Annotated in this window: 21 protein-coding genes; 10 read left to right on the plus strand and 11 right to left on the minus strand. The window is 42.7% G+C overall.

The annotated features are described in order from the left end of the window. Nucleotides 1-296 precede the first annotated feature (296 nt). The 4 genes from IMPJCBKJ_RS00520 to IMPJCBKJ_RS00535 all read left to right on the plus strand — a co-directional run bounded on the left by IMPJCBKJ_RS00520 (nucleotide 297) and on the right by IMPJCBKJ_RS00535 (nucleotide 6,633). Nucleotides 297-3,245 (plus strand): TonB-dependent receptor, encoded by a 2,949-nt coding sequence (locus tag IMPJCBKJ_RS00520; protein WP_235377146.1) that lies wholly within the window; start codon nucleotides 297-299, stop codon nucleotides 3,243-3,245. Between the two features lie 90 nt (nucleotides 3,246-3,335). Then, complete coding sequence (locus IMPJCBKJ_RS00525) at nucleotides 3,336-4,877, plus strand: tryptophan halogenase family protein (protein ID WP_166338144.1); 1,542 nt, start codon at nucleotides 3,336-3,338, stop codon at nucleotides 4,875-4,877. A gap of 20 nt (nucleotides 4,878-4,897) precedes the next feature. Beyond that, entirely contained in the window at nucleotides 4,898-5,620 is a 723-nt protein-coding gene (locus IMPJCBKJ_RS00530) for a SapC family protein (protein WP_166338145.1), read from the plus strand. 2 nt (nucleotides 5,621-5,622) lie between these two features. Next, complete coding sequence (locus tag IMPJCBKJ_RS00535; protein ID WP_166338147.1) at nucleotides 5,623-6,633, plus strand: cupin-like domain-containing protein; 1,011 nt, start codon at nucleotides 5,623-5,625, stop codon at nucleotides 6,631-6,633. 94 nt (nucleotides 6,634-6,727) lie between these two features. On the opposite strand, the gene IMPJCBKJ_RS00540 is transcribed toward IMPJCBKJ_RS00535, so the two are convergent. From IMPJCBKJ_RS00540 to IMPJCBKJ_RS00550, 3 genes are read right to left on the minus strand one after another with little or no spacing between them, the layout of a single operon-like run. After that, nucleotides 6,728-7,765 carry a glycoside hydrolase family 16 protein gene (locus tag IMPJCBKJ_RS00540; protein WP_166338149.1) on the minus strand — a complete coding sequence of 346 codons (1,038 nt, stop codon included), beginning with the start codon at nucleotides 7,763-7,765 and terminating at the stop codon, nucleotides 6,728-6,730. Further along, nucleotides 7,756-10,272 carry an exo 1,3/1,4-beta-D-glucan glucohydrolase gene (locus tag IMPJCBKJ_RS00545; RefSeq protein ID WP_166338151.1) on the minus strand — a complete coding sequence of 839 codons (2,517 nt, stop codon included), beginning with the start codon at nucleotides 10,270-10,272 and terminating at the stop codon, nucleotides 7,756-7,758. Before IMPJCBKJ_RS00545 ends, IMPJCBKJ_RS00540 begins: the two co-directional genes overlap by 10 nt. 9 nt (nucleotides 10,273-10,281) lie before the next feature. Continuing rightward, complete coding sequence (locus IMPJCBKJ_RS00550; RefSeq protein WP_166338153.1) at nucleotides 10,282-11,541, minus strand: sugar MFS transporter; 1,260 nt, start codon at nucleotides 11,539-11,541, stop codon at nucleotides 10,282-10,284. A gap of 231 nt (nucleotides 11,542-11,772) precedes the next feature. Between IMPJCBKJ_RS00550 and IMPJCBKJ_RS00555 the strand changes: the two genes are divergently transcribed. From IMPJCBKJ_RS00555 to IMPJCBKJ_RS00565, 3 genes are read left to right on the plus strand one after another with little or no spacing between them, the layout of a single operon-like run. Continuing rightward, nucleotides 11,773-13,101 carry a GH1 family beta-glucosidase gene (locus IMPJCBKJ_RS00555; RefSeq protein WP_166338155.1) on the plus strand — a complete coding sequence of 443 codons (1,329 nt, stop codon included), beginning with the start codon at nucleotides 11,773-11,775 and terminating at the stop codon, nucleotides 13,099-13,101. Nucleotides 13,102-13,125: 24 nt separating this feature from the next. Beyond that, nucleotides 13,126-14,457 (plus strand): glycoside-pentoside-hexuronide (GPH):cation symporter, encoded by a 1,332-nt coding sequence (locus IMPJCBKJ_RS00560; RefSeq protein WP_166338157.1) that lies wholly within the window; start codon nucleotides 13,126-13,128, stop codon nucleotides 14,455-14,457. Nucleotides 14,458-14,478: 21 nt separating this feature from the next. Continuing rightward, nucleotides 14,479-15,477 (plus strand): LacI family DNA-binding transcriptional regulator, encoded by a 999-nt coding sequence (locus IMPJCBKJ_RS00565; protein WP_138600360.1) that lies wholly within the window; start codon nucleotides 14,479-14,481, stop codon nucleotides 15,475-15,477. On the opposite strand, the gene IMPJCBKJ_RS00570 is transcribed toward IMPJCBKJ_RS00565, so the two are convergent. The 5 genes from IMPJCBKJ_RS00570 to IMPJCBKJ_RS00590 are packed head-to-tail and all read right to left on the minus strand — an operon-like array spanning nucleotide 15,464 to nucleotide 21,006. Then, nucleotides 15,464-17,431: a response regulator gene (locus IMPJCBKJ_RS00570; protein WP_166338159.1), complete on the minus strand. Its 1,968-nt coding sequence runs from the start codon at nucleotides 17,429-17,431 to the stop codon at nucleotides 15,464-15,466. The two genes, IMPJCBKJ_RS00565 and IMPJCBKJ_RS00570, sit on opposite strands and share 14 nt — an antisense overlap. A gap of 50 nt (nucleotides 17,432-17,481) precedes the next feature. Continuing rightward, nucleotides 17,482-17,943, minus strand: coding sequence for a response regulator (locus IMPJCBKJ_RS00575; protein ID WP_054552609.1), 462 nt, complete (start codon nucleotides 17,941-17,943; stop codon nucleotides 17,482-17,484). Beyond that, complete coding sequence (locus IMPJCBKJ_RS00580) at nucleotides 17,943-19,421, minus strand: sensor histidine kinase (protein WP_138600356.1); 1,479 nt, start codon at nucleotides 19,419-19,421, stop codon at nucleotides 17,943-17,945. Before IMPJCBKJ_RS00580 ends, IMPJCBKJ_RS00575 begins: the two co-directional genes overlap by 1 nt. 22 nt (nucleotides 19,422-19,443) lie before the next feature. Continuing rightward, nucleotides 19,444-19,653 carry a histidine kinase gene (locus IMPJCBKJ_RS00585; protein WP_054552611.1) on the minus strand — a complete coding sequence of 70 codons (210 nt, stop codon included), beginning with the start codon at nucleotides 19,651-19,653 and terminating at the stop codon, nucleotides 19,444-19,446. A 12-nt stretch (nucleotides 19,654-19,665) separates the two neighbouring features. Further along, nucleotides 19,666-21,006, minus strand: a complete 1,341-nt coding sequence (locus IMPJCBKJ_RS00590) for a sigma-54 dependent transcriptional regulator (RefSeq protein WP_054552612.1) — start codon at nucleotides 21,004-21,006, stop codon at nucleotides 19,666-19,668. Between the two features lie 216 nt (nucleotides 21,007-21,222). Between IMPJCBKJ_RS00590 and IMPJCBKJ_RS00595 the strand changes: the two genes are divergently transcribed. Together IMPJCBKJ_RS00595 and IMPJCBKJ_RS00600 are read left to right on the plus strand one after the other, a co-directional pair. Continuing rightward, a complete protein-coding gene (locus tag IMPJCBKJ_RS00595) occupies nucleotides 21,223-21,735 on the plus strand; it encodes an NUDIX domain-containing protein (protein WP_054552613.1) in 513 nt (170 codons plus the stop codon). Nucleotides 21,736-21,815: 80 nt separating this feature from the next. Further along, nucleotides 21,816-22,349, plus strand: coding sequence for a cytochrome b (locus IMPJCBKJ_RS00600; RefSeq protein WP_054552614.1), 534 nt, complete (start codon nucleotides 21,816-21,818; stop codon nucleotides 22,347-22,349). A gap of 7 nt (nucleotides 22,350-22,356) precedes the next feature. Here the strand turns inward: IMPJCBKJ_RS00600 and IMPJCBKJ_RS00605 are convergent, their stop codons facing one another. The 3 genes from IMPJCBKJ_RS00605 to IMPJCBKJ_RS00615 are packed head-to-tail and all read right to left on the minus strand — an operon-like array spanning nucleotide 22,357 to nucleotide 24,501. Further along, nucleotides 22,357-22,851, minus strand: a complete 495-nt coding sequence (locus IMPJCBKJ_RS00605; RefSeq protein WP_138600352.1) for a YgjV family protein — start codon at nucleotides 22,849-22,851, stop codon at nucleotides 22,357-22,359. Between the two features lie 49 nt (nucleotides 22,852-22,900). Further along, nucleotides 22,901-23,467 (minus strand): Crp/Fnr family transcriptional regulator, encoded by a 567-nt coding sequence (locus IMPJCBKJ_RS00610; RefSeq protein WP_054552616.1) that lies wholly within the window; start codon nucleotides 23,465-23,467, stop codon nucleotides 22,901-22,903. Beyond that, a complete protein-coding gene (locus IMPJCBKJ_RS00615) occupies nucleotides 23,464-24,501 on the minus strand; it encodes a nitronate monooxygenase (RefSeq protein WP_166338161.1) in 1,038 nt (345 codons plus the stop codon). The genes IMPJCBKJ_RS00610 and IMPJCBKJ_RS00615 overlap by 4 nt, the downstream gene beginning before the upstream one ends. A 165-nt stretch (nucleotides 24,502-24,666) precedes the next feature. Here IMPJCBKJ_RS00615 and IMPJCBKJ_RS00620 point away from each other — a divergent pair, with 165 nt between their 5' ends. Further along, entirely contained in the window at nucleotides 24,667-26,043 is a 1,377-nt protein-coding gene (locus IMPJCBKJ_RS00620; protein ID WP_166338163.1) for an NAD-dependent succinate-semialdehyde dehydrogenase, read from the plus strand. Nucleotides 26,044-26,063 lie beyond the last annotated feature (20 nt).

Raw genomic sequence — 26,063 nt, forward strand, 5'->3', positions numbered from 1 at the left:
ATACCTCTCATTTTAACAAATGTAAAAGACTCAATTTTTTATTTTTAGCATTAACATGCCAATTTCGTACCTAAAATAAGTAAATTCATTGGTAGAATAATTCTCATAATAACATAAACATAGATATTACCTTTCACTATAAGCGTTATTTATGTTGACGATTGTTTTACTTTCTAATAACTTAATGTAAGCGGTTACATTTTAAAAATCGGGTTCGGCGATTTTTTTTGGAAAGAAATGTAAGCGCTTACAAAAATAGACAACAACATAAAATAAAACCAAATCTGGAGATTTGCATGAACCACACACTTTTCAAGAAAAAGCAGCTTGCTATTAGCCTGTCTATGGCAATGGGTTTAAGCGCGCTAGTTCCTCACTCAGCTGTCGCCGAAGAACAGCCCGACAAAGCAAGTGATATTGAAGTAATACAAGTATCAGGTATTCGCGGAAGCCTAGTAAAATCAATGGATATCAAGCGTCAATCTGCGGGGGTTGTTGATGCAATTACCTCTGAAGACATTGGTAAATTCCCTGATACCAACCTAGCTGAATCTTTGCAACGTATTACCGGTGTGTCTATTGACCGTAGTAATGGTGAAGGTAGCAAAATTACGGTTCGTGGTTTTGGTCCTGAATTTAACTTAGTAACCCTTAACAATCGCCAAATGCCAACAACTGGCGGTCGTTCATTTGATTTTGGTGACATCGCAACAGAAAGTGTGAGCGGTGTTGAAGTATATAAAACAGCACGTTCTGATATCCCTAGCGGGGGTATTGGTGCAACAGTTAATATCACTACAGCTAAACCACTTTCTAATCCTGGTTTGCACGCTTCGATTGGTGCAAAAGCAGTTCACGACACATCAAACGAAACAGGTGATGATGTAACGCCTGAGCTTTCAGGTATCTACAGCAACACATTCAACGATGACAAATTCGGGATTTTAATTTCAGGCTCAGTTCAAGAACGTGATAACCGCGAACAATCAATGGCAGTTGATAACTGGATCCCAGATGTTGATATTTCATCGTCTCCTGATTTAGCACTGACAGATAACAACCAGCGCGCAGATGGCGCAACCTGGTATCCGCAAAATGCAGGTTACGCGTTTTCAGACAATTCACGCAAACGTACCAATGGTCAACTTGTGCTGCAATACGCACCGAATGACCGCATTACTGCAACCGTTGATTACACTTACTCAAAACTCGAGTTTGAAAAAGATGGCCGTAGCTTTGGTGTATGGTTCAATAATGGTGGTAATGTCAGCGCAGCAACTATCAATGAAAAAGGTACTTACACGCAGGTAACTGAAATTGGTGGTGACTACTCTACAAACTTAAACCGTGGTGCAACAACCAACGAAAATAAATCGCTTGGTTTAAACATTGATTGGCAAGTAACAGACAATTTAAACATTGAGTTTGATGCGCATAACTCATCGGCTGAAAGTGCCGGTGTAGGTATTGGCCACGATGCGTTTATGATCATTGGTAACACATCATGTTCATGGTGTGAAAACCCAACGGTTAATATCGACGAAAAAATGGCTGACTTTAGCCAAGGCGAAATTCCGCTTATTGATATGACCTTAACCAATGGCCAAGCAGAAATTTTACCGAGCGATATGGGAACCCTTTTCGCCGGTGTAAACAAAGATACCAACACTAACGATCTTGACCAATACCAGTTAAAAGGTACGTGGTATAACGAAGACAGCGGTGCTCTATCGAGCATTAACTTTGGTGTATCACACACTAAAATCGATTTCCGTACGACAACAGCCTACTCAGGTCAGCTTGCTGCTGGTTGGTGGTTGAACTCTGCGGATTGGTACGATGACAGCATGTTCACTCGTGTCGACAGCTCAGGTTTACTTGATGGCTTCTCTGGTGGTGGTAGCGATAAGTTATTAAATTACTACTACGATGCTGATTTTGATGAGATTGTCGCGATTGCCGAAAGCATTGACTGTGATCACCCTGATGGCGGTATTGGCGCATGTAGCTGGCCTGCTGATGTAAATGGCATGGTGCAAGCGGGTCCAATCGATGACGACCACCGTGTAAGCGAAGAAACAACGGCGGTATACGCACAAGCTAACTTCGAAACAGAATTTAACGGTATGCCAGTGAACATCACTGCGGGTTTACGTTACGAATCAACAGATGTTACAGCAAACAGCTTAGAGCGCCCTGCTGTTGCAATGGAATGGGTTAACGGTAACGAATGGTCTTACATTTACGCTGATGAACGCTCATTCTCAAACGGTGAAGGTAGTAGCAAAGAGTTTCTACCTAGCATCGATATGAATATCGAAGTAGTTGAAGACGTTATTGCACGTTTCTCTTACAGCCGCAGCCTTGCTCGTCCTCCTGTAGGCGCGCTTCGCTCAACAACGTCATTCTTAGGTAACCCGAAAGTGGGTCAACGTAAAGTGGCTGTGGGTAACCCGAACTTAAAACCTTATACTTCAGATAATATCGACCTATCACTTGAATACTACTACGGTGAAGGCAGCTATATGTCTGCGGGTTACTATCGTAAGCAAGTTGATAACTTCCTTGTAAATATCACAACCGAAGAGACGATTGACGGTATTACAGACCCATTCATCGGTGATCGTGCTGAACAAGCGCGTGACGATTTAGCGGCAGCGGGTGAGCAACCATCTGACCAAGCAATTCACGATAAGATCAACGAAAACCAAGGCACAGAAGAAGGCACACCTATCGTTGGTAACGATACAGATCCTCTAGCAAACTTCTTCGTATCGCGTGATAACAACGTTGAAACAGCAAATCTATGGGGCTGGGAACTAGCAGCGCAACATATGTTTGGTGATTCTGGCTTTGGTATTGCCGCTAACGCGACTTTCGTATTTGGTGATGTTGAAGCAGACCGAGATGCTATCGGCTATCAATTTGCCCTACCGGGTTTAAGTGATTCAGCTAACTTCTCTGCGATTTATGATTTAAATGGTTTATCGGCTCGTATTTCTTATAACTGGCGTGATGAGTTCTTAACAGGCTTTGACCAACATGCTTCACCTATCTTTACTGAGTCTTATGGCCAGTGGGATATCAACGTGAACTATTCAGTTAACGAGAACCTAACTGTGTTTGTTGAAGGCCTTAACCTGACAGATGAAACGCAACGTACTTACGTTCGTTACTCTGAGCAGCTGTTACGTGCAAACCAATACGGTGCGCGCTACAACATCGGCTTCCGCTACTCGTTCTAGCATTTTGTTGTCAAAAAAGCCGCTCAACAGCGGCTTTTTTTTTCATAATTATGCTAGTTTGTCTACATAGCATTTGAGATGGCCTTAAACATGCAAAAGAATGAAGTAAAAAAAGTCGTCATTTTAGGTGGTGGTACAGCAGGTTGGTTATCTGCAGGTTTAATTGCTGCCCAGCCTCATTTAACTCACAACGCACAAATTACCCTGATTGAGTCGCCCGATATTGCCACCATTGGTGTCGGTGAAGGTACTTGGCCGACCATGCGACAAACCTTAAAAACCATCGGCATTAGCGAAAGTGAATTTATTCAACGTTGTGATGCGTCTTTTAAACAAGGCTCACGTTTTGATGGCTGGTGCGACGATGAAGGCGACGCACATTATTACCACCCGTTCAGCTTACCGGTGACGTATCAGCAATTAAATATTGCACCTTACTGGTTTGCCAACAAAGATGCCGTGAGTTTCAGCCACGCGGTGGCAAGCCAAACCTACTTATGCGATCACCATAAAGCACCGAAAAACCACTTACATAGTGCCTATCAAGGTGAAGCAAACTATGGCTATCATTTAGATGCTGGTAAGTTTGCCATGCTGCTACAACAACACTGCACTACCAAACTAAACGTTGAGCATATCGTCAGTCATGTTGAATGCATCAATAGTGATGAAGATGGCTATATTAGTTCATTGCAAACTCGCGATCATGGTACTATTGCGGGTGATTTATTTATTGATTGCTCTGGCACCCACGCAAAGCTGTTACATCAACATTACGGGATAGAGCTAATTGAGCAACACGATGTGTTATTTAACGATCGAGCCGTTGCCGTACAGGTGCCCTATTTAAACCCGCAGCAAGAGATCCTTTCTTATACCAAAGCCACGGCGCAAGATGCTGGTTGGATTTGGGATATCGGCTTACAAAGCCGCCGTGGTCTAGGTATGGTGTACTCAAGTCGTTTTGCCAATAGCGAAGATGCGAAACAAGCGCTTAGCCAGTACATTGCAAAAACCCAGCCTGGCACAGCACAAAATGAACTGATATTTCGTGAAATCAGTTTTACGCCCGGCTATAGACGCCGTTTTTGGTATAAAAACTGTTTAGCTATTGGTATGTCTGCAGGCTTTATTGAGCCACTTGAAGCCTCAGCGTTAGTCATGGTGGAGCTTGGCCTTAATAACTTACTTGCTAATTTCCCAACACATCGTGCTGCAATGCCGACACTGGCAAAACGTTTTGATGAGCAGTGCCATTATCGCTGGCAACGTATCATTGAGTTTTTAAAGCTGCATTATGTGTTGTCAAAGCGCACAAGCCTTTATTGGCAAGCTCATAAAGAGGCAAACTCAATTCCTCTGCAACTTCAAGAAAACTTAGCACTTTGGCAATATCAAAGTCCGTGGTTAAACGACTTTGACCGCGCTCAAGAGGTCTTCTCTGCAGCCAGTTACCAGTATGTACTTTATGGCATGAAGCAATTGCCACAATTTCCTGTACTTGCAATGCCTGCGGCAATTATTGAGCATTTTAGTGCTAACCAACAACAAGCCAAACGCGGATTACAACAACTACCCACTAACCGCGAGCTGTTAAATCATATTCAGCAATTTGGTATACAACCTATTTAATCTCAGTATTAGGAGGCCCAATGGCCAATCATGTCTTACTTGATAACATCAGCCATAAAGACCTAAAAGTGATCACCACACGCGGTGCTAACTGGGGCGACAATATTAGCTGCACTACCGTGTTTCCTAGTGAGTTTGCTAAAGTTCAAGCAAATCAACCTATCGTATTTCGTAAGCACCCGCAAACAGGTCAATTCGAAGCCCTCGCTTTATTTGGTTTTGAAAATGGTGAGAACTTGCTGCTAAACGAGCAAGGCGAATTGCAACTGAGTTACTTACCGCTAAGTATGCAGCGCCAGCCATTTTTAATTGGTCAACAAACTCAGTATGACAATGGTATTCCTGAGCAATCACTGGTGGTACATATCGACTTAGACAGCCCACGCATAAGCACACGTGATGGCGAAGCCATTTTCCTTGAACATGGTGGAAATAGCGAATACTTAAATCATATAGCTCAAGTACTTAACGCGTTACATCAAGAACACCAAACGATTAATCAGTTTTTTGAGCGTTTGCTTAGCGTTAATTTACTCGAAGCTTTCAGTATTGAATATGCAGATAAAAATGGCGAAAAAGTCACAGTGAGCGGCTTTTATACTATTAACCAACAGGTACTCAATGGCTTAACCGCTGAACAGCTTAAGCAGTTACAACATCAAGGTGACCTACAAGCCGTTTATATGGTGCTGGCATCAATGGAGCACATTCCTCATTTGCTTAATAAAAAATGGGCTCAGTAGTAATGTTTGCGGCTGCGCCAATAAAAGAATGCCAGGCTGCAAGCATTGCTGATCTAAAAGTGTTTTTAGCTGAGCAAACTGAACCACTGGTCATCAGAGGTCTCTGCGTTGATTGGCCCCAAGTCATTGCCGCTAAACAAGGTTCTAAAAACGCCTTAGACTACCTTTTAGGGCTTGCTAATAACGCCCCTGTACGTAGCTTTAGTAGCCAAGCAATTCATCAGGGGCGCTATTTTTATAACGCTGATTTCTCAGGGCTTAATTTCTCACAGCACGCCGATAACTTAGTTTCTGTACTGCAAAAATTAGCACGTTCACTCACACAAACCGACAGTGATTCACTGTATATGGGCTCTACTGCTGTGGAGTATTGCGCTCCGGGCTTTAGTGTTGAAAACCCATTAACAGTAACCGATTATAACTGCCTAACCAGCCTCTGGGTGGGAAATCATAGTCAGATTGCGGCTCACTATGACAACGCCGATAACCTAGCTTGTGTTGCTGCGGGTAAGCGTACGTTTACTCTGTTGCCAACTGATCAGGTCAATAACCTTTACGTTGGTCCACTCGAATTTACACCCGCTGGGCAAGCGGTTAGCTTGGTTGATTTTAATAACCCCGATTTCAACCGTTTTCCACGTTTTAAAGAGGCTATAGCAAAGACGCAATCGGCAACTCTTGGCCCTGGCGACGCTATTTATATTCCAGCGCTTTGGTGGCATCAGGTTAGCGCAACCAGTCCGTTTAATGTGTTGGTGAACTATTGGTGGCGACAAGCCCCAGAGTATTTAGCAAACCCATTTGATGCCATGCTGCACAGTATGCTGGCAATTAAAGACTTACCAAACGAGCATAAACAAAAATGGCAGCAACTCTTTAATCATTATGTGTTTGCTGATGATGTGGATTTAGCAAGCCACGTTGCTGAGCCTGCGCAAGGGATATTAGCCGATATCGACGAACTAACGGCCAGAAAAATAAGACAACTATTACTACAAAAACTCAACCGATAGAATGAACCAAAAGCCAGCGGATGCAACGAGTTCGGCGAAGCATCTGCAGGCTCTTGGTTCATAATTCACTGATACCAATCCGCTTAAATAAGTACTATTGCGGATTGGTCTTACCCTTTATTAGTGCTGCTGATGGCTGTGTTGTTGCACAGCCGATACCTGTTTCAGTATTTTTACTACATTGAAAAACACGTACGTAATCCACCAGCATTTGCTTAGGATAACCGGCAAAATCAACGCCTTTATCATTCACATTTGCAGGCCAGTTTCCGCCTACTGCAAAGTTAAGCAGTAAATGAAAACGCTGATCAAACGGAGCAAAGCCGGTATTTTCTATAAACGAGCCGTCTTGTTGTTGTGATTTTGAATACCACTGGTCATGGCGAAATGTCGCATAGTGAACATCATCAACATACCAACGAATTTCATCTTGCTGCCATTCAAGGGCATACACATGAAAGTTATCAGCCGGGTTATTAGCTTCGCTGAAACGGTACGGCGTACCGCTGTAAACATTTTTGGGTGCAGGACCACCGTAATGCAAGGTGCCGTGTACGCGCGTTTCAAGGCTGCCAGCTGGCGCTGTTTTGTCATCAGTGAGAGTCTTTAGATTAACTGCTTCCATGATGTCTATTTCGCCTGATGATGCCCAGCGACCATAACGCCAATCTGTCGGTAACATCCAAATTGCTGGCCACGCACCTTGCCCTGCTGGCAATTTAGCGCGAATTTCAAACCGGCCGTATCGCCAATCAGCTAAGTTTTTAGTGCGTAAACGTGCAGAAGTGAACGGCTGAGTCGCTTGTTTTTCTCGCTCAGCATCGCTACTCACTTCATCGCTATTATGCAATGGCCCAGTGTATTGCTCTTGGCGAGCAACAATATGCAATAGGCCATCTTTAACAAAACTGTTTTCGCTACGCGCGGTATAACATTGCTGCTCATCATTACCGCCACCTCGACAATTTACTTCGTGTTGCCACTTAGTTAGGTCGAGATCATTTTGCGAAAATTCGTCTTGCCAAACTAACTGCCAGCCTTCTCCTAGGCTGGCTTTGACAGGCGCAGGGGTTTGCTGACAGGCACTAAGCGCACCTGTTAGCAAAATAACAGCATACGATTTTACTGACATGAGACTGTTGCGTCCTCGGTGTGCACGCTCGTTACTGATAGTTTAGCAATTGATACTTGCCATGCACCTTCAGTGGCTAATTGCCAAGGCGAGAATACTTGCCCAAGCTGCACACCTTGCTCTGCAAAGCAGCTCAAATCTACCGTTAGTATTTGCCAATCATTTACTGCTTTAAGCTGTTTGCTAATATCAAATTGGCCGTCACAGTTTTCACCGCATTGCATACCTAGCATTAGCGGCGCATCAGCAGCTTGGTCTACCTTAATCTGCATTTGCAGTTGACCCGCTTTTTCAACGTATGAACGTAAATCCGATGGGAACGCAGCCATTAAACGAACCGCAGCCGCTTCTTTACCATTAAAGCTGATTGCGCGCGCATCTTCTTGTACGTCTTTATCAAAGGTTTTTACGCTAACAGCGTTAAGGGCTGCACGGCTACTGGTCATGGCTTGTTGCTCAGAACCACTTTGTAGTTGCAGTGACCACGGTGCTTTTACGGCACGTTCAAATAATACTAAGTCTTCTAATTTAGCGGCAACTTGTGATTTTTCGCTAAGGTCATCTGCTAATGTATTTTTATCTTGGTAAGTTAAACCAAAGCCATAAGGTAATAGTGGCGCGTAATCTTTATCACCACGGTTTTGGTTACCTACCGGGTTATTTGGCCACGAGAACGATAACTTACCTTTAAAGTCATGATTGATAGAACCATCTTGCTTTTTAAAGATAACATCGCTGATTGCATCACCTTCACTGCCTGGTAACCAAGTTGCGACAAACGCATCACTAGCATTCAACTCTGCATTCACCCACATTGGGCGGCCACTAATAAATAGCGACACCATAGGAATACCGGCTTTTTTTAGCTTTTTAAGCAGGGCTAAATCAGTTTTATTACCACGTTGGTATTCAAGGTTATCTAAATCACCATTACCTTCTGCATACGGCTGTTCACCAAACACCACAATCGCGACATCTGGCTTAGATTCAAATTCGCCATTCACATTGTATTGAACCTGACCTCCTGCTTGCTCAACTGTATTTTTGATCCCATCAAAAATTGAAGAGCCACCCGGGAAGTCACTATTTTCGTTACCTGTACCCTGCCATGTGATTGTCCAGCCACCTGACTGCATACCAATGTTATCTGCGCCCTGGCCGGCAACTAATACATTTGCATTTGCTGATAGCGGTAACAACTGTTGTTTATTTTTCAGTAGTACTAGTGATTCACGGACTGCTTGTTTTGCAACTGCGCGATGTTCTGCACTACCAATGATCTCTGTTTTACCTGAAAGCGGACGCTTGGCAGGGCTTGGCTTATCAAACAAACCTGCGCGCATTTTTACACGTAAGATACGTGTTACTGCATCATCGATACGGCTTTGTGCAATTTCGCCACTTTTAACTTGCTTAATAAGGTTTTCGTAAAGTGGTTTCCATGCATCTGTCGGTACCATGTACACATCAAGACCCGCATTTGCAGCCTGCGCACAGTTGCCATTAGTACAACCCGGAATTTGACCGTGGCCGTTCCAGTCACCAACAACAAAACCATCAAAACCCATTTTATCTTTTAGCACGTCGGTAAGTAGGTATTTACTGCCATGAATTTTTTCACCATTCCAGCTGTTGAATGACGCCATTACGGTTTGCGCCCCCGCACCTAAGCCGCCTACATAACCTTGCGCATGAATATCAAATAACTCTTGCTCAGATGCCGTGTTATTACCTTGGTCATCACCGCCTTCTGTGCCGCCATCACCTAAAAAGTGTTTAACCGTACTGATCACACGTTTATCAGATAAAAAGTCGTCATCAACCGCACCTTGCAACCCCTTAACAATGGCTGCTGAATACGCTTTTACAATTTCAGGGTCTTCAGAATAGCCTTCATAAGTTCGGCCCCAACGGTCGTCACGAACAACAGCCACAGTTGGTGCAAATACCCAGTCGATACCAGTTACCATCACTTCTTGCGCGGTAGCGGCGGCAATTTTTTCGATTAACTCAGGGTTGTTTGTTGCACCTAAACCAATGTTATGTGGAAATAATGTCGCACCAATTACGTTATTGTGACCATGCACGGCATCGGTACCCCACATAGTCGGAATTGAGCTGCCATCGAGCGAGTCATCAATTGAGGCTTGATACATTTTTTCAGCAAGATCAATCCAATCTGCAGCGCTGGCATGTTTATCATTATTAGGGAATGCGCCACCGCCATTGAGGTAAGAACCAAAGCCGTATTTACGCATATCTTCAACGGTTATATCGCGAATTTCTGGCTGGATCATTTGCGCAATTTTTTGCTCAAGGGTCATATTTGCCAACATTTTCGCAATTTGTGCTTCCATTTCTGGATTTGCTGCAATGCCCGTTTCGATATTTGGCCAAATTTCTTGCTCAGTGCTCACGTTGGTCACCTTATCTTGTCCAGTACAACCTAGCATGCTGACGCTTGCCATCATTAACGAACAGAGAGTGAATGTTTTTTTCAATTTCATTTTTTGCACCTATGAAGTCTGAGTTGATACTTTTGAGCCAACCAGCGCAAAGTAAGTAATATATAAATAACAGGCGATTGGTAAGAATAACGCCATTTGCACGCCAATAGAATCTGCTAATACGCCTTGTAGTAATGGAATAATCGCCCCCCCTACAATCGCTAAACATAAAATGCCTGAGCCTTTTGAGGTGTATTTGCCAAGGCCGTGTAAAGCAAGGCTAAAAATGGTTGGGAACATAATCGAGTTACATAATCCCACAAGCAAAATTGCCCACATAGCAAGGCTGCCCTCACCCGTCATAGCAATCAATACTAACAATACCGCCAACAAGCCATGGCATGCCAACACCTTGCCTGCATTAAATTTCTGCATTACAACTGCACCAATAAAACGGCCAACCATGGCTCCTGCAAAGTAGTAGCTAATATAATGCGCAGCTTCATTTTCTGGTAAACCAGCAATGTTATCTAGGGTCAAAAAGCCCACCAAAAAGCTACCAATCGCCACCTCTGCCCCTACATACACAAAAATACCTACAGCACCTAAAATGAGGTGGCGGTAACGCCAAACACTGCCTAAATCAACAAAATCTTCTAAATCTTGATGTGCCGCTTCGCTATCACTTTCTTTACCTAGTTTTGGCAGTTTTAAAAATGCAAAGATAACCGCAAGTACCAACAAGCTTAACGACAACATTAAATAAGGGAGTTTCACTTCTTCTGCGGTGGCTTGACTAACCTCAGATAGAATTAACCAACCACCAAAAATTGGTGCAACCGTGGTTCCTAACGAGTTAAATGCTTGTGTCATAGTCAAACGCGAAGATGCTGTTTTTTGCGGACCAAGTACACTTACATAAGGATTGGCAGATACTTGTAAAATCGTGATGCCCGAGGCAAGGACAAACAAGGCTAGTAAAAATAATTCGTACACATGGGCAACCGCAGCTGGGTAAAACAGCGCACACCCCATGGCTGCGACCACTAAGCCAACCACGATACCAAACTGGTAGCCAATACGACTGACCAACTTTCCAGCAGGGATCGACATCACAAAATACGCACCAAAGAAGCAAAATTGAATGAGCATAGCCTGCGTATAGTTAAGTGAAAACATACCTTTTAAATAAGGGATTAAAATGTCATTCAGACAGGTTATGAATCCCCACATAAAAAATAATGTGGTCAATGATGCCAGCGCAAAGTGCTGCTTAGGCATATCTGCTTGGCTTGCAGCAGCCGACACAGGGGTTGAAACATGAGCCATAATTTTCTTCTCTAGTTAATTATATTTATCAGTTTGTTACAGCAAGGTTTAATACTTAATCACTAACAGCAAATAGCGAAATATGTTGCAACATTAAATGTAAGCGCTTACATTTATAACATATAAATCATATTTAGCAATTTATTTGCAGAAAAATTGTAAGCGCTTACAACTGAGTCTAAGCTCTAATTTACTAAGCCTTACACTTAACCCGAAGGACGAGTATCTACTGTGTATAAATCAATTTCACTGTTACCAGATTCATCTTTACTCAAGCCCGAGTTCACGTTCGGTGTGGCAACAGCTTCATTCCAGATTGAAGGGGCACGCGATAAGCGCCTTGATTGTATCTGGGATACATTTTGCGAAAAGCCTGGCGCTATTGCTGACCAAAGCCATGGCGATGTAGCTTGTGACCATGTTGCACGTTGGCAGCAAGATGTCGAGATGATTGCAGATTTGGCTGTCGATGCTTACCGCTTATCTATTTCGTGGCCAAGGGTCATGCAGCAAGATGGCTCGGTTAACGAGCAAGGTATGGCGTTTTATGTTCAGTTATTAACGGCTTTAAAAGCGCGTAACATTAAAACCTATGTCACCTTATATCACTGGGATTTACCTCAATACCTTGAAGATAATGGCGGCTGGTTAAATCGCGAAACAGCCTATAAATTTAAAGACTATGCCGAACTTGTTACTCAACATTTAGGCCATTTGGTTGATTCATTCGCCACCTTGAACGAACCATTTTGTAGCGCTTACTTAGGCTATGAAGTGGGTGTACATGCACCTGGCATAAAATCACAACAAGCTGGCCGACAAGCAGCGCACCACTTACTACTCGCCCACGGCCTTGCTATGCAAGTATTACGTAAAAACTGCCCAAGCACAGAAGCAGGTATCGTATTAAACTTCAGCCCAACGTATCCTTTAACCGAAGATGATAAAAAAGCCGCAGAACTTGCCGATCAATATCATAATCAATGGTATATCAAAGCGGTTTTAGAGGGTGCTTACCCTTCTTTACTGAATGATTTAGCAGATGAAGTTAAACCAACTATTATTGCTGGCGATATGGCGATTATTAGTCAAGCCGTCGACTTTATTGGCGTTAACTATTATACCCGCATACACTACAAAAATACCGCTGATGGCTGGTTTGAAGAAGCAAGCCTTACGGATGTTCGTGTTACCGATATGGGTTGGGAAGTTTACCCACAAGGTTTAACAGAGCTTTTAGTATCATTGCATCAGCAATATGATTTACCAAAAATGTATATTACCGAAAATGGCGCAGCCATGGCCGATACATTAGAAAATGGTGAAGTGAACGACATAGAACGCGTAGATTATTATCACACTCATTTAAATGCAGTGTGTGATGCAATTCGCCAAGGCGTCGATATTCAAGGCTACTTTGCGTGGAGCTTAATGGACAACTTTGAGTGGGCCTATGGCTACGAAAAGCGCTTTGGGTTAGTTTATATTGACTACCAAAGCCAACAACGCATTTTAAAAGAAAGCGCAAAACAATATCGCGCGCTACTCAAACAGCGATAAAAATAACAACAATCGAGAACACACATGCTGACAAAAAGAGAAAAAATAGCCTACGGATTAGGCGACACAGCAAGTAATATCATCTTTCAAACGGTGATGTTATTTTTAACTTTTTTCTATACTGATATATTTGGTATTTCACCCGCGATTGTTGGCACCTTGTTTTTGGTGGTGAGAGTCGTTGATGCCATCACCGACCCATTAATGGGAGCCTTAACCGATTCAACTCGCACTAGGTGGGGAAGCTATCGCCCCTACTTACTTTGGCTCGCTTTGCCATTTGGGGTGATCAGCATGATCACCTTCACCACGCCAGATCTACCTGAGTCAGGCAAAGTCATTTACGCCTTTGTCACTTACACTTTGCTGATGCTGGTGTACACCGCGATTAACATTCCTTACTCAGCGTTAGGTGGGGTATTAAGTGGCGACCCTAAAGAGCGAGTATCCATTCAATCTTATCGCTTTGTGTTTGGTATGCTGGGCGGCTTAATTGTCAGTGCCTGTACCTTGCCTTTGGTAAACTGGCTTGGCAAAGGTGATAACGCCACGGGCTACCAACTCACGATGGCCCTGATGAGCGGCTTAGGTGTGATCTTATTCTTAATTTGTTTTCGCTTTACCAAAGAGCGCGTAGCAGCGCATAACACCTCATCGTTGAGCTGGAAAACCCGCATGAATACGCTATGGCAAAATGGCCCATTTAAAGTATTGTGCTTTGCCGCATTTATGCTGTTAACCAGTATGGTACTGCGCACCACCCTTGCCATTTACTATGTAAAATATGTGCTTGGTGAAGCTGAGCTGGTCACCTACTTTGTTACCATCGGCATGATAGGTAATATTCTGGGCTGTGCCTGTGCAAACCCTCTTAGTAAACGCGTTGATAAGAAAACGGCCTATATTCGTTTGCAATACATCTCTGCGGCAATTAGTTGCGTGGCGTTTTGGTTGCCGGGCGAACAACTTGCACTTGCCTTTGCGGTGTACTTTTTGTGGTGTTTTTTCACGCAAATGGCAACTCCGTTACTGTGGGCAAAAATGGCCGACACCATAGATTATGGGCAATGGAAAACCGGTGAAAGGCTAACAGGCCTAGTCTACGCAAGCGTGGTCTTTTTTATTAAGCTTGGCCTTGCTCTTGGCGGTGCCATTGCAGGTTGGTTATTGGCATTTTATGGCTATGAAGCCAATACCGAACTCAGTGAACACACGCTCTCGGGTATCTTAATTTCATTTACCCTTTACCCAGCAATAGGTAGTATGCTTGTCGCATTTATCATGAAAAGGTATATTCTTGATAATCAAACGGTTGAGCGGATCAGTGCCGATTTATCGTTAAAAAAGCATCCATAACTTTGTTTAAAAAGGAATAACATGGCCACCATTTACGAGGTGTCGAAACTTGCAGGCGTTTCTCTTGCAACCGTTTCGCGAGTAATGAACAACAATGCAAATGTCAGTGATGCAACACGTAAAAAGGTCACTGCCGCAATGGATGAGCTTGGCTATAGACCTAACTCAATTGCTCAGTCACTGGCATCAAATTGCTCGAACAGTGTTGGTCTACTGGTCTCTGAATTACAAGGTCCATTTTACGGGCCTATGATGAGCGGCATTGAAAATACCTTTCGTAATCAAGGCAAACACCTGATTATTGCTGCAGGTCACAGTGATGAAGAACGAGAAAAACAAGGGATTGAATTTTTAATTAGCCGTAACTGCGATGCGCTTATTTTGCATGTTGAAGCTGTCAGCGACGACTACCTAATTAAACTTAGCAAAGGCCGTACTCCGTTTGTACTAATCAACCGCTATATCAGCGAACTCAGTGACCGCTGCATTTTGCTTAATAATATAAAAGGCGGATATCTAGCGACTAAACATGTTCTAGAACAAGGTCATAAAGACATTGCCTACATCAGTGGACCAGCTTGGAAGCAAGATGCCAAAGACCGCCTAGAAGGCCACAAACAAGCGCTGGCTGAGTTTAACCTTGAGTTTGATGAAAACCTCTTATTTCAAGGTGATTTCATGGAAGCGAGCGGTTATGAGGGGTTAAAAGCGCTTCATCAACAAACGCATCCATTCACGGCGCTTATCTGTGCTAATGATGAAATGGCAGTGGGTGCCATGGCAAGCGCACGTGATTTAGGGCTAACGTTACCTAAGCAATTGTCGATTATGGGCTACGATAACGTGTTTTTCACCCGTCACGTTTACCCACAATTAACCACCATTAATTACCCCATAAATGAAATGGGCCGCATGGCTGCTGACTGGGTGTTAAACCAAGTTTATCAAAAACAAACACCGCCGTTACAAACGCTATTTGAACCTGAACTTGTAGTCAGGCATTCAATTAGTCAGCAATAAGCTCGGATAACAAGCCAAGATTAATCGGTTTTAACAGCACTTGTTCTATATCAAGTTGTTTAATTCTTTCTGGCTCTGGTTCTGCGCCACTTACAATGACTAATTTTAAGTCCGGGTGGCGCTGTTTAATTTCTTTTGCTAAATCTAGCCCTCCACCATCAGGCAAATGCATATCCAGTAATACTTTAGCAAAATTTTGGTCGTCACTCAGTGTCTCAAGACACGCAGCACAACTTGGCGCTATGACAGTTTCAACACCTAAGCTTTCAAGCAATAATTGGGTAATCTGTGCCGCATCACTGTCGTCTTCAACCAATAAATAACGCGTGCTCTGGTTGGTCATTTCAGGGCTGTCGTCTTGCTCAACCACAGGTGCAGTATTGCCTTCGCAAATATAATGATTAAGCACTTGGTAAAGCAACCCAGAATCAACCGGCTTGGCAATCATATCGTTAAAACCAAGTGCGCTTAACTCAGTTTTCACCCCTTTCATAGTGGCCGCAGTAAGCGCGATAATTGGCCCTTGATAACCCATTTTACGAAGTTCAATAGTGGCTTCTTTACCGCCCATAACCGGCATATGCAAATCAATAAAAACAATATCAAAAGGCTCACCCGCTTGTTCTGCATTAGCGACTTTCTCAATAGCTTGTTTACCGTGTTCTGCGTATTCCACTTCAGCACCGGTCATAGTGATCATATGACCTACTAGGTTACGTAAATCTTTTAAGTCGTCGACCACTAATACCCGACCACTGGTTTCAAGGGTGGCTAATTTTTGTTGGCAATCTGGGTTTGAATCAAAACGCAGTACTTGGCGCTCAACATCACGAATGTTGCCCGGGTAGATAGAAAGGGTAAATTCTGAGCCCACACCTTGCGTAGACTCAAGCTCAATTGAGCCTTGCATTCGATTAAGTAGCTCAGAACAAATGGCAAGGCCAAGCCCTGCTCCACCGACATCTCGGGATTCTACATCAGCAATTTGTTCAAATGGTTTAAAGATCAAAGCTTGTTTTTCGGCTGGGATTCCAAGACCTGTGTCTTTAATACTAAAAAACAGCATTTCGCGCTCATTAACCCAAGCAGTCCAAGCACGCACTGTGATCTCGCCTTGGTTAGTAAACTTAATTGCATTGTTGATGATGTTAATCAGGATTTGGCGTAACCGCGTCGCGTCTGTGTTGACAACTAAAGGTAAGGCTTGCTGAGATTCAAATTTAAGTGTTAAGCCTTTATCAACCGCTGAGACGCGCATTAAGGTATAAACGTCCGCCATTAGGCTATCTAAATTGACATCACTGCAATTGAGCTCAAGTTTATCAGCAGCAATTTTTGATAGGTCGAGCACATCATTAAGTAAGCTCAGAAGATGCTTACCATTTCGGTAAATCACACCCAGCTCGTTTTGGGCATGCTGGTTCTTACCACTTTGCATTAGTAACTCGGTATAACCCAAGATGGATGACAGGGGCGTACGTAACTCATGGCTTAAATGCGCCAAAAAACGGTCTTTAGAACGGTTTTCTGCTTCAGCTTTTAAGCGTTCAACACGCTCATCTTCAACATCTCGTCGTGCTAACGCATAACGAATAGCGCGGGCAAAACGGCTAGAGTTCATCTCGTTTTTAACAAGGTAATCAACCGCACCGGCATCAAGCGCTGCAGAATCGAGAGCTTCATCTGATTGCCCGGTAAGCATGATAATCGGACCGCGAAAACCATTATCAACGGCCCGTTTTAGCACTTCTAAACCATCAGAGGCACCTAAACGATAATCTAACAAACAAATATCATGCTTGTTTTCGCTCAGCACACTGATGGCCTGTTCAGGGCAACTTAACCACTCAACATCGAATGTATGGGAACCTAATTGCTCTAGGTAGTCGCAAGTAAGAATATAATCGTCTTCGTCGTCTTCTACTAAGAGTAATCGGGTTACCTTATCTAACATTCTTATTCCTTATAGCAATTTGCTTAATAAAATATTATCGCAAATTGGAATTAATCGTTCTGTGGTGTTGGCAGCTCTACAAACTCTACCCAGTATTTCCCTAATGTTTGCATTAACTCGACTAAACCTTCAAAAGTAACTGGCTTAGTAATGTATGATGCAGCCCCTAAGTCGTAGCCTTTAACCATATCTTCTTCTTGTTTTGATGTAGTTAAAATCACCACCGGAATACCCTTCAAGTTAGGGTTAGCTTTGATTGCTTGTAAAGCTTCACGGCCGTCCATACGCGGCATATTCAAATCGAGTAAAATCAAGCCCGGGCGCGGTGAGCTTTCTTTTTCACTAAATTTGCCTTTACGCTCAAGGTATTCAAGCAGTTCTACACCGTCTTCAACAAAAAACAACTCGTTTAATACACGGCTTTCGGCCAATGCATCTTGGGTTAATAAACGATCATCTTCGTCGTCATCAGCCATTAAAATGGTTATTGGTTTAACTTTATTAAGTGGCATTACGCCTCTCCTTGTAGTGTGAAAAGCGATGTTTCCACGGGTAATTTAAGAGTGAAGCTTGCACCCTCACCAACGTGACTACTTGCTGTTATTTCTCCGCCATGGCGCTCCACAATACGGCGACAAACCGATAGTCCTATGCCTGTGCCTTTGTATTGCGAACGGCCATGTAACCGCTGGAACGGAACAAATATTTTTTCTAGGTATTCTTCTGAAAAGCCAATTCCGTTATCTGAAATTGTAATAACTTCCCACTCTACATCAGTGTGATGAACTTCGCTAAATTCTGAAATTCGCTGATATGCAATATCAATGACAGGCGCAACATTCTCACGTCTAAACTTTACTGCATTCGACAGAATGTTTAAGAACAACTGTAGCATTTGACTCGGGTCTGCTTGAATATGCGGTAAGGTATCGAGGTTAACCGTGGTCTCAGATTCTTTTATTGCGATTTCAAGATCATCAAGTACCTCTGCAACGACTTCATTCAAATCTGTATCAACAAAGTCCTTACCACGAGTGGTTACGCGTGAGAATTCAAGTAGGTCATTGATTAAATTAGACATACGCTGAGCGGCATTTTTCATACGATTAATATAATCAACCCCTTTTTCGCCGAGCTCATCTTTAAACATCTTTTCAAGGCGGTCACTGAAGGCTTGAATCTTACGCAGTGGTTCTTGTAAATCATGACTTGCAACAAAGGCAAAGTCTTCAAGCTCTCTATTTGAGCGACTTAGCTCATCTGAATAGATGGTTAACTCTTGCGTACGTTCTGCAACCTTTGCCGCCAAGTTTTCGTTTTGTTTTTCAAGGTCAGCTCGGTACTTAGCTTGATTGCGTATGTTGATACGGGTTAACACAAACATACCAATAAGCAGTAAAGCACTTGTCACTGCAGTAATCGCAAATGTTAACTTCGCTTCGTTTTTAATTTGTGAGAGCTTTGCAAACTGCTCTATTTTAAAATTAAGCTCACGCATTTGAATTTCATCAACTCCAGCGCGAATATCTTTATATAAATCACGACCTTGGTCTGTTAATAACAAGCGGCGAGCTTTCACGTCTTTATTTGCAAGAGCCAGATCGGTGGTTTTAGTCATCACTGCGACTTTATCGTTTACTAAATGAATTAAACGAGCAATGCGGTCTGCTTGACCGGGAATTTCTGAATGCAAGCTTTTCACAAGCATGATCTGCGCTTGCATTGAAGCGATAGCATCATTGTAAGGCAGTAAATAATCTTCTCGGTCACTAAGAAGGTAACCTCGCTGACCTGACTCAGCCTGTACTACAGATAAATGTAGCCGCTCTATTGCAGTATTAAGTGAGTTAGTATTATCAAGACTACTTTGTGTTTCTGTTAGAGAGCGAATGCTATTGAGGGCTAAAAAAGCATTCGCCACCACGATACACAGCACCACGGCAATAAAGCCAGCCCAACTGACCGCTATTTTTCCTTTTTGTTTTTGCATTTGCTTCCCAATCAATGAGTGCTCAATCTGCTGCGTGAGTGTCACTTATTTCTTGTAAGTGTTCACTGCACTGCTGACAGTTTGTAATTATTTTATCTAATGCCTCGAGCGCTTTTTGCTTAGGCATATCATTTTCTAATACGAGCTTAACTAACTCTGCATTCATCGAAATACGGTTTAGCGGTGCACGAGCATCGTGCACCATTTTTCGTAAAGACTCGTTGTTACTCATAGCTATCCTTAGTTATTTGTATTCGCCAATGCCCCCATAAGCATTTAAACGGTTATAAAGTGTTTTCGTACTGATCCCCAGCATTTGCGCAGCAATCGTCTTATTACCTTGTACTTTATCTAAAGTCGCGTGGATCAATTCTTTTTCAACTTCTTCAATGGTTTGCCCTGCAACAACTTGGTTTGCTTGGCTCTCTTTATTCACTTTAGAAAACGGTGATTCTAACGAATCAGGTAAAGTAATAACGGAGCCTTTAGGGTCACTCATAATAAAGGCACGGTGTATAGCATGGCGAAGTTCACGCACGTTACCAGGCCAATCATGGGCCTCAAGTTCTTTGATTTGCGCTGCTTGCCATTTAAAGTCGGTGCCGTTTTCATCATTAAGCTGCTCTAAAAAAGCATTGGCAAGCAATGGAATATCTTCTTTGCGCTCACGAAGCGGTGGAATATCAATAGGGAATACCGCTAAACGAAAGTAAATGTCTTCACGAATAACATTATTTTGCGCAAGGTCGGTCAAGGTGCGGTTGGTTGCAGAAATAACGCGGCAATTTACCGCTTGCTCTTTGGTTCCACCCACTCGAGTTACTTTTTTACTTTCGAGTACACGCAGTAAGTTTGGCTGCATATCAATGGGCATTTCTGTCACTTCATCTAAAAACAAAGTACCACCAGCAGCTTGCTCAAACACCCCCTCTTTACGTGCAATAGCGCCTGTAAATGCGCCCTTTTCATGGCCGAAAAGTTCGCTACCAATCAGCTCTTTAGAAAATGCACCACAGTTAGTTGCTACTAAAGGGCCATCACACTCAGTGGCGTTGTGAATTGCCTGAGCAACCACTTCTTTACCAGCACCACTTTCCCCCATCAACATTACATTGGCAGAAGTTGCTGCAACACGCTCAATCATAGTGTAAAGCTTTTGCATCACCTCAGATTCACCAATTAAGGTGCCAAAGTGGCGCTTTATAGCTGGCGTTGCTTTTTTCTTAGGGCTTGCTTTTTTCGGGTTGAGTACCCGTTCTATATCTTCTCGTTGTAATGGTTTGACTAGGTGACCAACATTAGGCTCACACATTTCAGCCAACTTACCCTTTACTGAAGGATGCCCTGAAATTAACGTAACACGAGGCGATTGACCGATTGCTTTTAAGTGCTCAAGCAAATGTAGACCGCTGCCATCTGGCAACATAAAATCTAAAAAAACATGGTCAAACGTGTTGTTTTCAAACCATTGCTCAGCTTCAGCAAGGTTCGCTGCGGTATTTATATTGTGCCCGAGGAACTCAACAATGTGACAAACTACATCACTAAACTCACTGTCATCATCAACTAAAAGTACGTTTAACATATTTATTCCATAAGCTTTTTTAATCATTCTACGCTTAGTTCCAATAAAAATAAAATAAAGCGCGTTAGATACTAATTGAATTCAAATTACGACCATATTACTGCATTTAGTTCCACTTTAGGGTAAAAAGTGAGAAAAATACTAGAAACGGGTTATTATTGCCTACTCAAAATTAAGCTGAGCTGTACTTATTTTAAGTTATTAAGTTGTAATCATATGAAGTTATTAAGAAAAGTTATTCACCCAAGTTTAGGAAACGACTACGGCACTGTATTTATTCGTAACACTGCCCGCGCCATTGTTTTAAAAGGTGAACAAATACTACTTTTATACACCGCTCGTTATGATGACTACAGTTTACCGGGTGGCGGGGTTGATAAAGGCGAAAGTATTGAGCAAGGGCTCCTGCGAGAACTTCATGAAGAAACAGGCGCACAACAAATTCAAATAAAGCATTCACTAGGCTTATACGAAGAAATCAGACCTTGGTACAAAGACGACTTTGACTGTGTTCATATCAAATCTTATTGCTACTTTTGTGAAATAAGCGATGAATTTGCTGACCCAAAAATGGAGCACTACGAAGTGCAAAATGGCATGCAACCTAAGTGGGTGAATATATTTGATGCCATCGCACACAACGAAACCACCATGGCAATGAGTGAAAAACAGGGCTTATCGATTCAGCGCGAGACCTTTTTATTAAAGCTGATTGCTGACACTCTTTAAGTTTTTTACATTACTTTACGCAACCCTCAGCTATTGGGGCAGTCTATACTTATAATTAAAGCCAATTATGAGAGTCAACCATGAGTAAAGTAGCTGCCCTTTCTAAGCCAACCATCCTGTTACATTGGACCGTTGCCATTTTGTTTATCGGCGTATTTGCGATGGGCATTTATGTTGCTGATTTTGCCGAGCCACCCGCTAAATTTACTTATATGGGATGGCATAAATCAATGGGCTTAGTAGTATTAGTTTTTGCCATCGCAAGGCTTATTTGGCGCATAAAAGAAGGCGCATTACCTGCAACATCTGACATGCCTAAATGGCAAACCGTAATTGCTCACCTCACTCATGGCTTATTATTACTTGCGACCCTAGCTATGCCGTTATCTGGATTTATCATGAGCTATGCGGGCGGTCGTGCAATTAGCTTCTTTGAGTTTGAGCTATTGAGCGCACCAGAAAAAACACCTTGGCTTGCAGATGCAGGCAGCTTTGTGCACCACAGTTCTGTGCTCATTATCGTGGTGATTTTAGCCTTACACGTTGCTGCTGCACTTAAACACCAGTTTGTTGACAAAGATGGCATGCTGAGCCGCATGCTAGGTAAGTCTTAAATAAAATTTAAGCGGGCTTAGGGTTAGCATAAAAACGCCATAAGCCCACTAAATTACTCATTAAAAACACTGTTTCCATTACCACTGCTAGTGGTGAAAACGCTAATAAATTGTGAACTATCCAGCACACAGTGCCGACAATCATCAACAGGCGTAAGGTAAAATCTTTGCCTTGGAATGAAGCATAGGTTTGCATTAACGTTGCTGCCAGTGCGATAAAGCTAACCCAGCTATGCAATGTTAATAGTACTGCGCTAATACTCAAAAGCATAAACGCTATCATCACCCAAGTTTTGCGCGCAAAAATACAATAGCCATAACGTAGTGCTGCAATCAACATTAAGCTTGCAGCACTGAAATTATCAAGCAGCATAAAATGCACTGATGTCAGTAATACCGAGCTAAACAAACAAGCTAAAATAGCTTGTCTTTGTTTAAACTGAAAAGAAGCCAAATCAAGTAATGTGGCAATGGCAACTAAGCACTGAGATAAAATAAACATAACGACTCCTGAAAAATCAGCAGTGTAATGATCACTGTTTTGCTGCGCCTTAACTTAAGTTAAGACGCCGTCTAATTCGCGATAAAGAAATCGCTGAAATCCCTAAATACATAGCAACATCGTTTAAGCTTAATTGCTCAAGCCAGTGCGGTTTTTGATCTAATAAATATTGATAACGTTGCTCTGGCGTATTGAGTAATAAAAACGCTTCTTTTGCTTCTTTAAACAATAATTGCTGACTAATTAATTGATATTTAATTGCTTGCCAGTCAGTACTATCAAATAAAACCAAAGGCACCTTAATAAGCTCAGCATCACGTATTACTTTGAGTTGATAGAGCGCAGGGGTTTTAGTCAACCAGTTCCCATAAAGCAGTGCAAACTCATCTTGAAAGTAAAACTCTTTACACTTTTGTGTGCCTTGCGATGATGCATGTAATGCACCAAGCACCCCTGATATAATTAAGTAACCCGCATCTTGCTCATCGCCTTGCTGTAATAAAATATCTCCCTTGGCGTATCGCTTAATTGTGCATTGCCCAGCAAGTTTATTACGAAATTTACAAGCTAACTGATGGTAGCTATCACCAAGAGGAAGTAACTGAGCATCGTTCAAGATTGCCAACCTTGCATTAGTAGTTCAGTAATTTGCTGAGCATTAATACCTTCTCTAACAATAAAGCGCTCACCACACCAAAGTGGTGAAAAACCACTATCGCCTTTGGCTTCAGCTTTTGCACGTAATGCGGTCATCGCAATCGACGCATACGGAAAAGGCGGCGCTTGCTCTGGCATAGCTCCTAACTCTTGCATGACTCGATTGCTAATACCTCGTGCTGGACGACCAGAGAATAAGGTCGTCAATTCAGTTGAGTCTGGCGCAACCGTTTTTAATACTTCACGATGTAAAGCACTTGTTGTCGCTTCTTCACAAAGTAAGTAAGCGCTCCCCACCTGCACTGCTGCGACACCTAATGCTTGGTATTGGGCGACATCTTCTGCCGTGCAAATTCCACCTGCTGCAATAACAGGTATATCAAGCTCTACACATTCTCGCACTAATTGCGCAGTGGTTGGTTGCAGCGATAAATCCATTGATAAAAAATGGCCGCGGTGGCCGCCAGCTTCAATCCCTTGTGCAATAACCGCATCGGCTCCATTTGCTTGTAACCAACGCGCTTCATCTAACGTTGTGGCTGATGAAAGAACCGTTCCGCCCCACGCTTTTATTTGAGAAACAATCTCTCTACTTGGTAGACCAAAATGAAAGCTTACAACGGCAGGCGTGTAAGGCGCGATAATATCTATTATTTGTTGATTAATTGGCTGGCGCGAAGCATTACGGGTAAATTGTGAGACATCGACAGCAAACTCATCAAAATAAGGTGTAAGCAGATTATGCCAAGCCGTTTGCTGAGCCAGGGTATAGTCGGGTGTTTGATGACAAAAAAAGTTAAGATTGTAAGGCTTATCAGTATGCTGGCTAAGATAATCAAGTTCTGATTTTAGCAGCTCTGCTGAGAGCATAGCGCAAGGTAAAGAACCAAGCCCTCCAGCTTCACACACAGCGACTGCCAGTTTAGCATTTTGCACACCCGCCATCGGCGCTTGAATAATCGCAAGTTCAGTTTTTAACACAGAATTTGTCATTACATATTCCTTGTAAGTTTTTCAACCTAATGCAGTTTTTACAGAGTTTAAGCTTCTCAAAGGCTAACTGAAAAATAAAAGTCTTCTAAAACAATAAGCTATAAAACTCAAAAAATAGGTATTAGCTTTGCAGACTAGCTCCTACAACTTTGTAAGGAGATAATGATGACTGATACTGTTACTACAATCAATCCAACTAATGAACAAACGATCAAGACTTATAACTTATTGTCACTGCAACAAGCACAGAGTGAAGTTGACCAATGTCATCAAGCATTTTTAAAATGGCGCACTACATCCCATGAGCACCGCGCAAAATTACTTAATAAACTTGCACAAGTAATTGATTCTAATCAACAAGAATTAGCACAACTAATGACCGATGAAATGGGTAAGATTTACCAACAGGGCCTTCAGGAGGTTGAGCTTTGTGCAGCAATTTGTCGTTATACCGCTGAGCAGGGACCAAAAGTGCTTGGCGATGAAAAGCGAGATATGCAAGACGGACATGCAATTATTAGTTACCAACCAATTGGTGTAATACTTGGTATCCAACCATGGAACTTCCCGCTATATCAAGTCATTCGCTATGCTTGCGCAAATGTTATGGCAGGTAACACCACAGTGCTAAAACATGCGGGTAATGTATTTGGCATGGCCGAAAAGATTGAACAGTTATTTAAACTGGCTGGTTTTGACGATTATTGCTTTAAGAACTTACTCATTGACGGTAAAACCGCAAGCGAACTAATAGATCACTCAGCGATTCGTGGTGTAACCTTTACTGGCAGCGATGGCACAGGCAAAAAAGTCGCAGAGCGAGCAGCTAAACAGGTTAAGAAAACCGTGCTCGAATTAGGCAGTAACGATGCATACATCGTACTTGATGACGCTGATTTAAATACGGCGATTACCGCATGTACGCAAGGTCGTTTGATAAACAACGGACAAACCTGTGTTGCGGCAAAACGCTTTATTGTGGTTGATGCTTTATATGATGATTTTAAAGCTCTAATCAAAGAGCAGTTTGAGCAAGTTGTTCTTGGCGATCCGAACGATGAAAAAACCACGCTTGGCCCAATGGCTCGTAAAGATCTGCGCGATCAGCTTCATCAGCAAGTCACTGAATCTGTAAATGCAGGTGCTACTATTATCACGGGCGGTAAAGTTGCTGAACACACCGGCTTTTATTACACCCCGACCTTGCTTGAAAATATCAAACCGGGCATGCCCGCTTATGACGATGAATTATTTGGCCCTGTGGCATCACTTATTCGAGCCAAAGATAACGCTGAGGCAATGCAAATTGCTAATGATTCACGCTATGGTCTTGGCGGCGGTATTTTCTCAAAAGATGAACAAGCAGCCATTGAGCTTGCAAAGCTTCACTTTGACACCGGTATGGTAAATATCAATGGTTATGGTCTTGCGCAACCGAACTTACCATTTGGTGGTGTAAAAGACAGTGGCTATGGCCGTGAACATGGCGGTTTTGGACTACGAGAATTTGTTAATATCAAAACCATTATGGTCAACGACTAATCACTATTAAGGGCTCATTA

Source organism: Pseudoalteromonas sp. MB47 (genome assembly GCF_011319765.1).
Taxonomy (GTDB): Bacteria; Pseudomonadota; Gammaproteobacteria; order Enterobacterales; family Alteromonadaceae; genus Pseudoalteromonas; species Pseudoalteromonas simplex.

What these genes read in the sequence shown, in the direction of transcription:
- IMPJCBKJ_RS00520 (WP_235377146.1), top strand. Translation starts at nt 297, where the DNA reads ATGAACCACACACTTTTCAAGAAAAAGCAGCTTGCTATTAGCCTGTCT.
- IMPJCBKJ_RS00525 (WP_166338144.1), top strand. Translation starts at nt 3,336, where the DNA reads ATGCAAAAGAATGAAGTAAAAAAAGTCGTCATTTTAGGTGGTGGTACA.
- IMPJCBKJ_RS00530 (WP_166338145.1), top strand. Translation starts at nt 4,898, where the DNA reads ATGGCCAATCATGTCTTACTTGATAACATCAGCCATAAAGACCTAAAA.
- IMPJCBKJ_RS00535 (WP_166338147.1), top strand. Translation starts at nt 5,623, where the DNA reads ATGTTTGCGGCTGCGCCAATAAAAGAATGCCAGGCTGCAAGCATTGCT.
- IMPJCBKJ_RS00540 (WP_166338149.1), bottom strand. Translation starts at nt 7,765, where the DNA reads ATGTCAGTAAAATCGTATGCTGTTATTTTGCTAACAGGTGCGCTTAGT.
- IMPJCBKJ_RS00545 (WP_166338151.1), bottom strand. Translation starts at nt 10,272, where the DNA reads ATGAAATTGAAAAAAACATTCACTCTCTGTTCGTTAATGATGGCAAGC.
- IMPJCBKJ_RS00550 (WP_166338153.1), bottom strand. Translation starts at nt 11,541, where the DNA reads ATGGCTCATGTTTCAACCCCTGTGTCGGCTGCTGCAAGCCAAGCAGAT.
- IMPJCBKJ_RS00560 (WP_166338157.1), top strand. Translation starts at nt 13,126, where the DNA reads ATGCTGACAAAAAGAGAAAAAATAGCCTACGGATTAGGCGACACAGCA.
- IMPJCBKJ_RS00565 (WP_138600360.1), top strand. Translation starts at nt 14,479, where the DNA reads ATGGCCACCATTTACGAGGTGTCGAAACTTGCAGGCGTTTCTCTTGCA.
- IMPJCBKJ_RS00570 (WP_166338159.1), bottom strand. Translation starts at nt 17,431, where the DNA reads ATGTTAGATAAGGTAACCCGATTACTCTTAGTAGAAGACGACGAAGAC.
- IMPJCBKJ_RS00575 (WP_054552609.1), bottom strand. Translation starts at nt 17,943, where the DNA reads ATGCCACTTAATAAAGTTAAACCAATAACCATTTTAATGGCTGATGAC.
- IMPJCBKJ_RS00580 (WP_138600356.1), bottom strand. Translation starts at nt 19,421, where the DNA reads ATGCAAAAACAAAAAGGAAAAATAGCGGTCAGTTGGGCTGGCTTTATT.
- IMPJCBKJ_RS00585 (WP_054552611.1), bottom strand. Translation starts at nt 19,653, where the DNA reads ATGAGTAACAACGAGTCTTTACGAAAAATGGTGCACGATGCTCGTGCA.
- IMPJCBKJ_RS00590 (WP_054552612.1), bottom strand. Translation starts at nt 21,006, where the DNA reads ATGTTAAACGTACTTTTAGTTGATGATGACAGTGAGTTTAGTGATGTA.
- IMPJCBKJ_RS00595 (WP_054552613.1), top strand. Translation starts at nt 21,223, where the DNA reads ATGAAGTTATTAAGAAAAGTTATTCACCCAAGTTTAGGAAACGACTAC.
- IMPJCBKJ_RS00600 (WP_054552614.1), top strand. Translation starts at nt 21,816, where the DNA reads ATGAGTAAAGTAGCTGCCCTTTCTAAGCCAACCATCCTGTTACATTGG.
- IMPJCBKJ_RS00605 (WP_138600352.1), bottom strand. Translation starts at nt 22,851, where the DNA reads ATGTTTATTTTATCTCAGTGCTTAGTTGCCATTGCCACATTACTTGAT.
- IMPJCBKJ_RS00615 (WP_166338161.1), bottom strand. Translation starts at nt 24,501, where the DNA reads ATGACAAATTCTGTGTTAAAAACTGAACTTGCGATTATTCAAGCGCCG.
- IMPJCBKJ_RS00620 (WP_166338163.1), top strand. Translation starts at nt 24,667, where the DNA reads ATGACTGATACTGTTACTACAATCAATCCAACTAATGAACAAACGATC.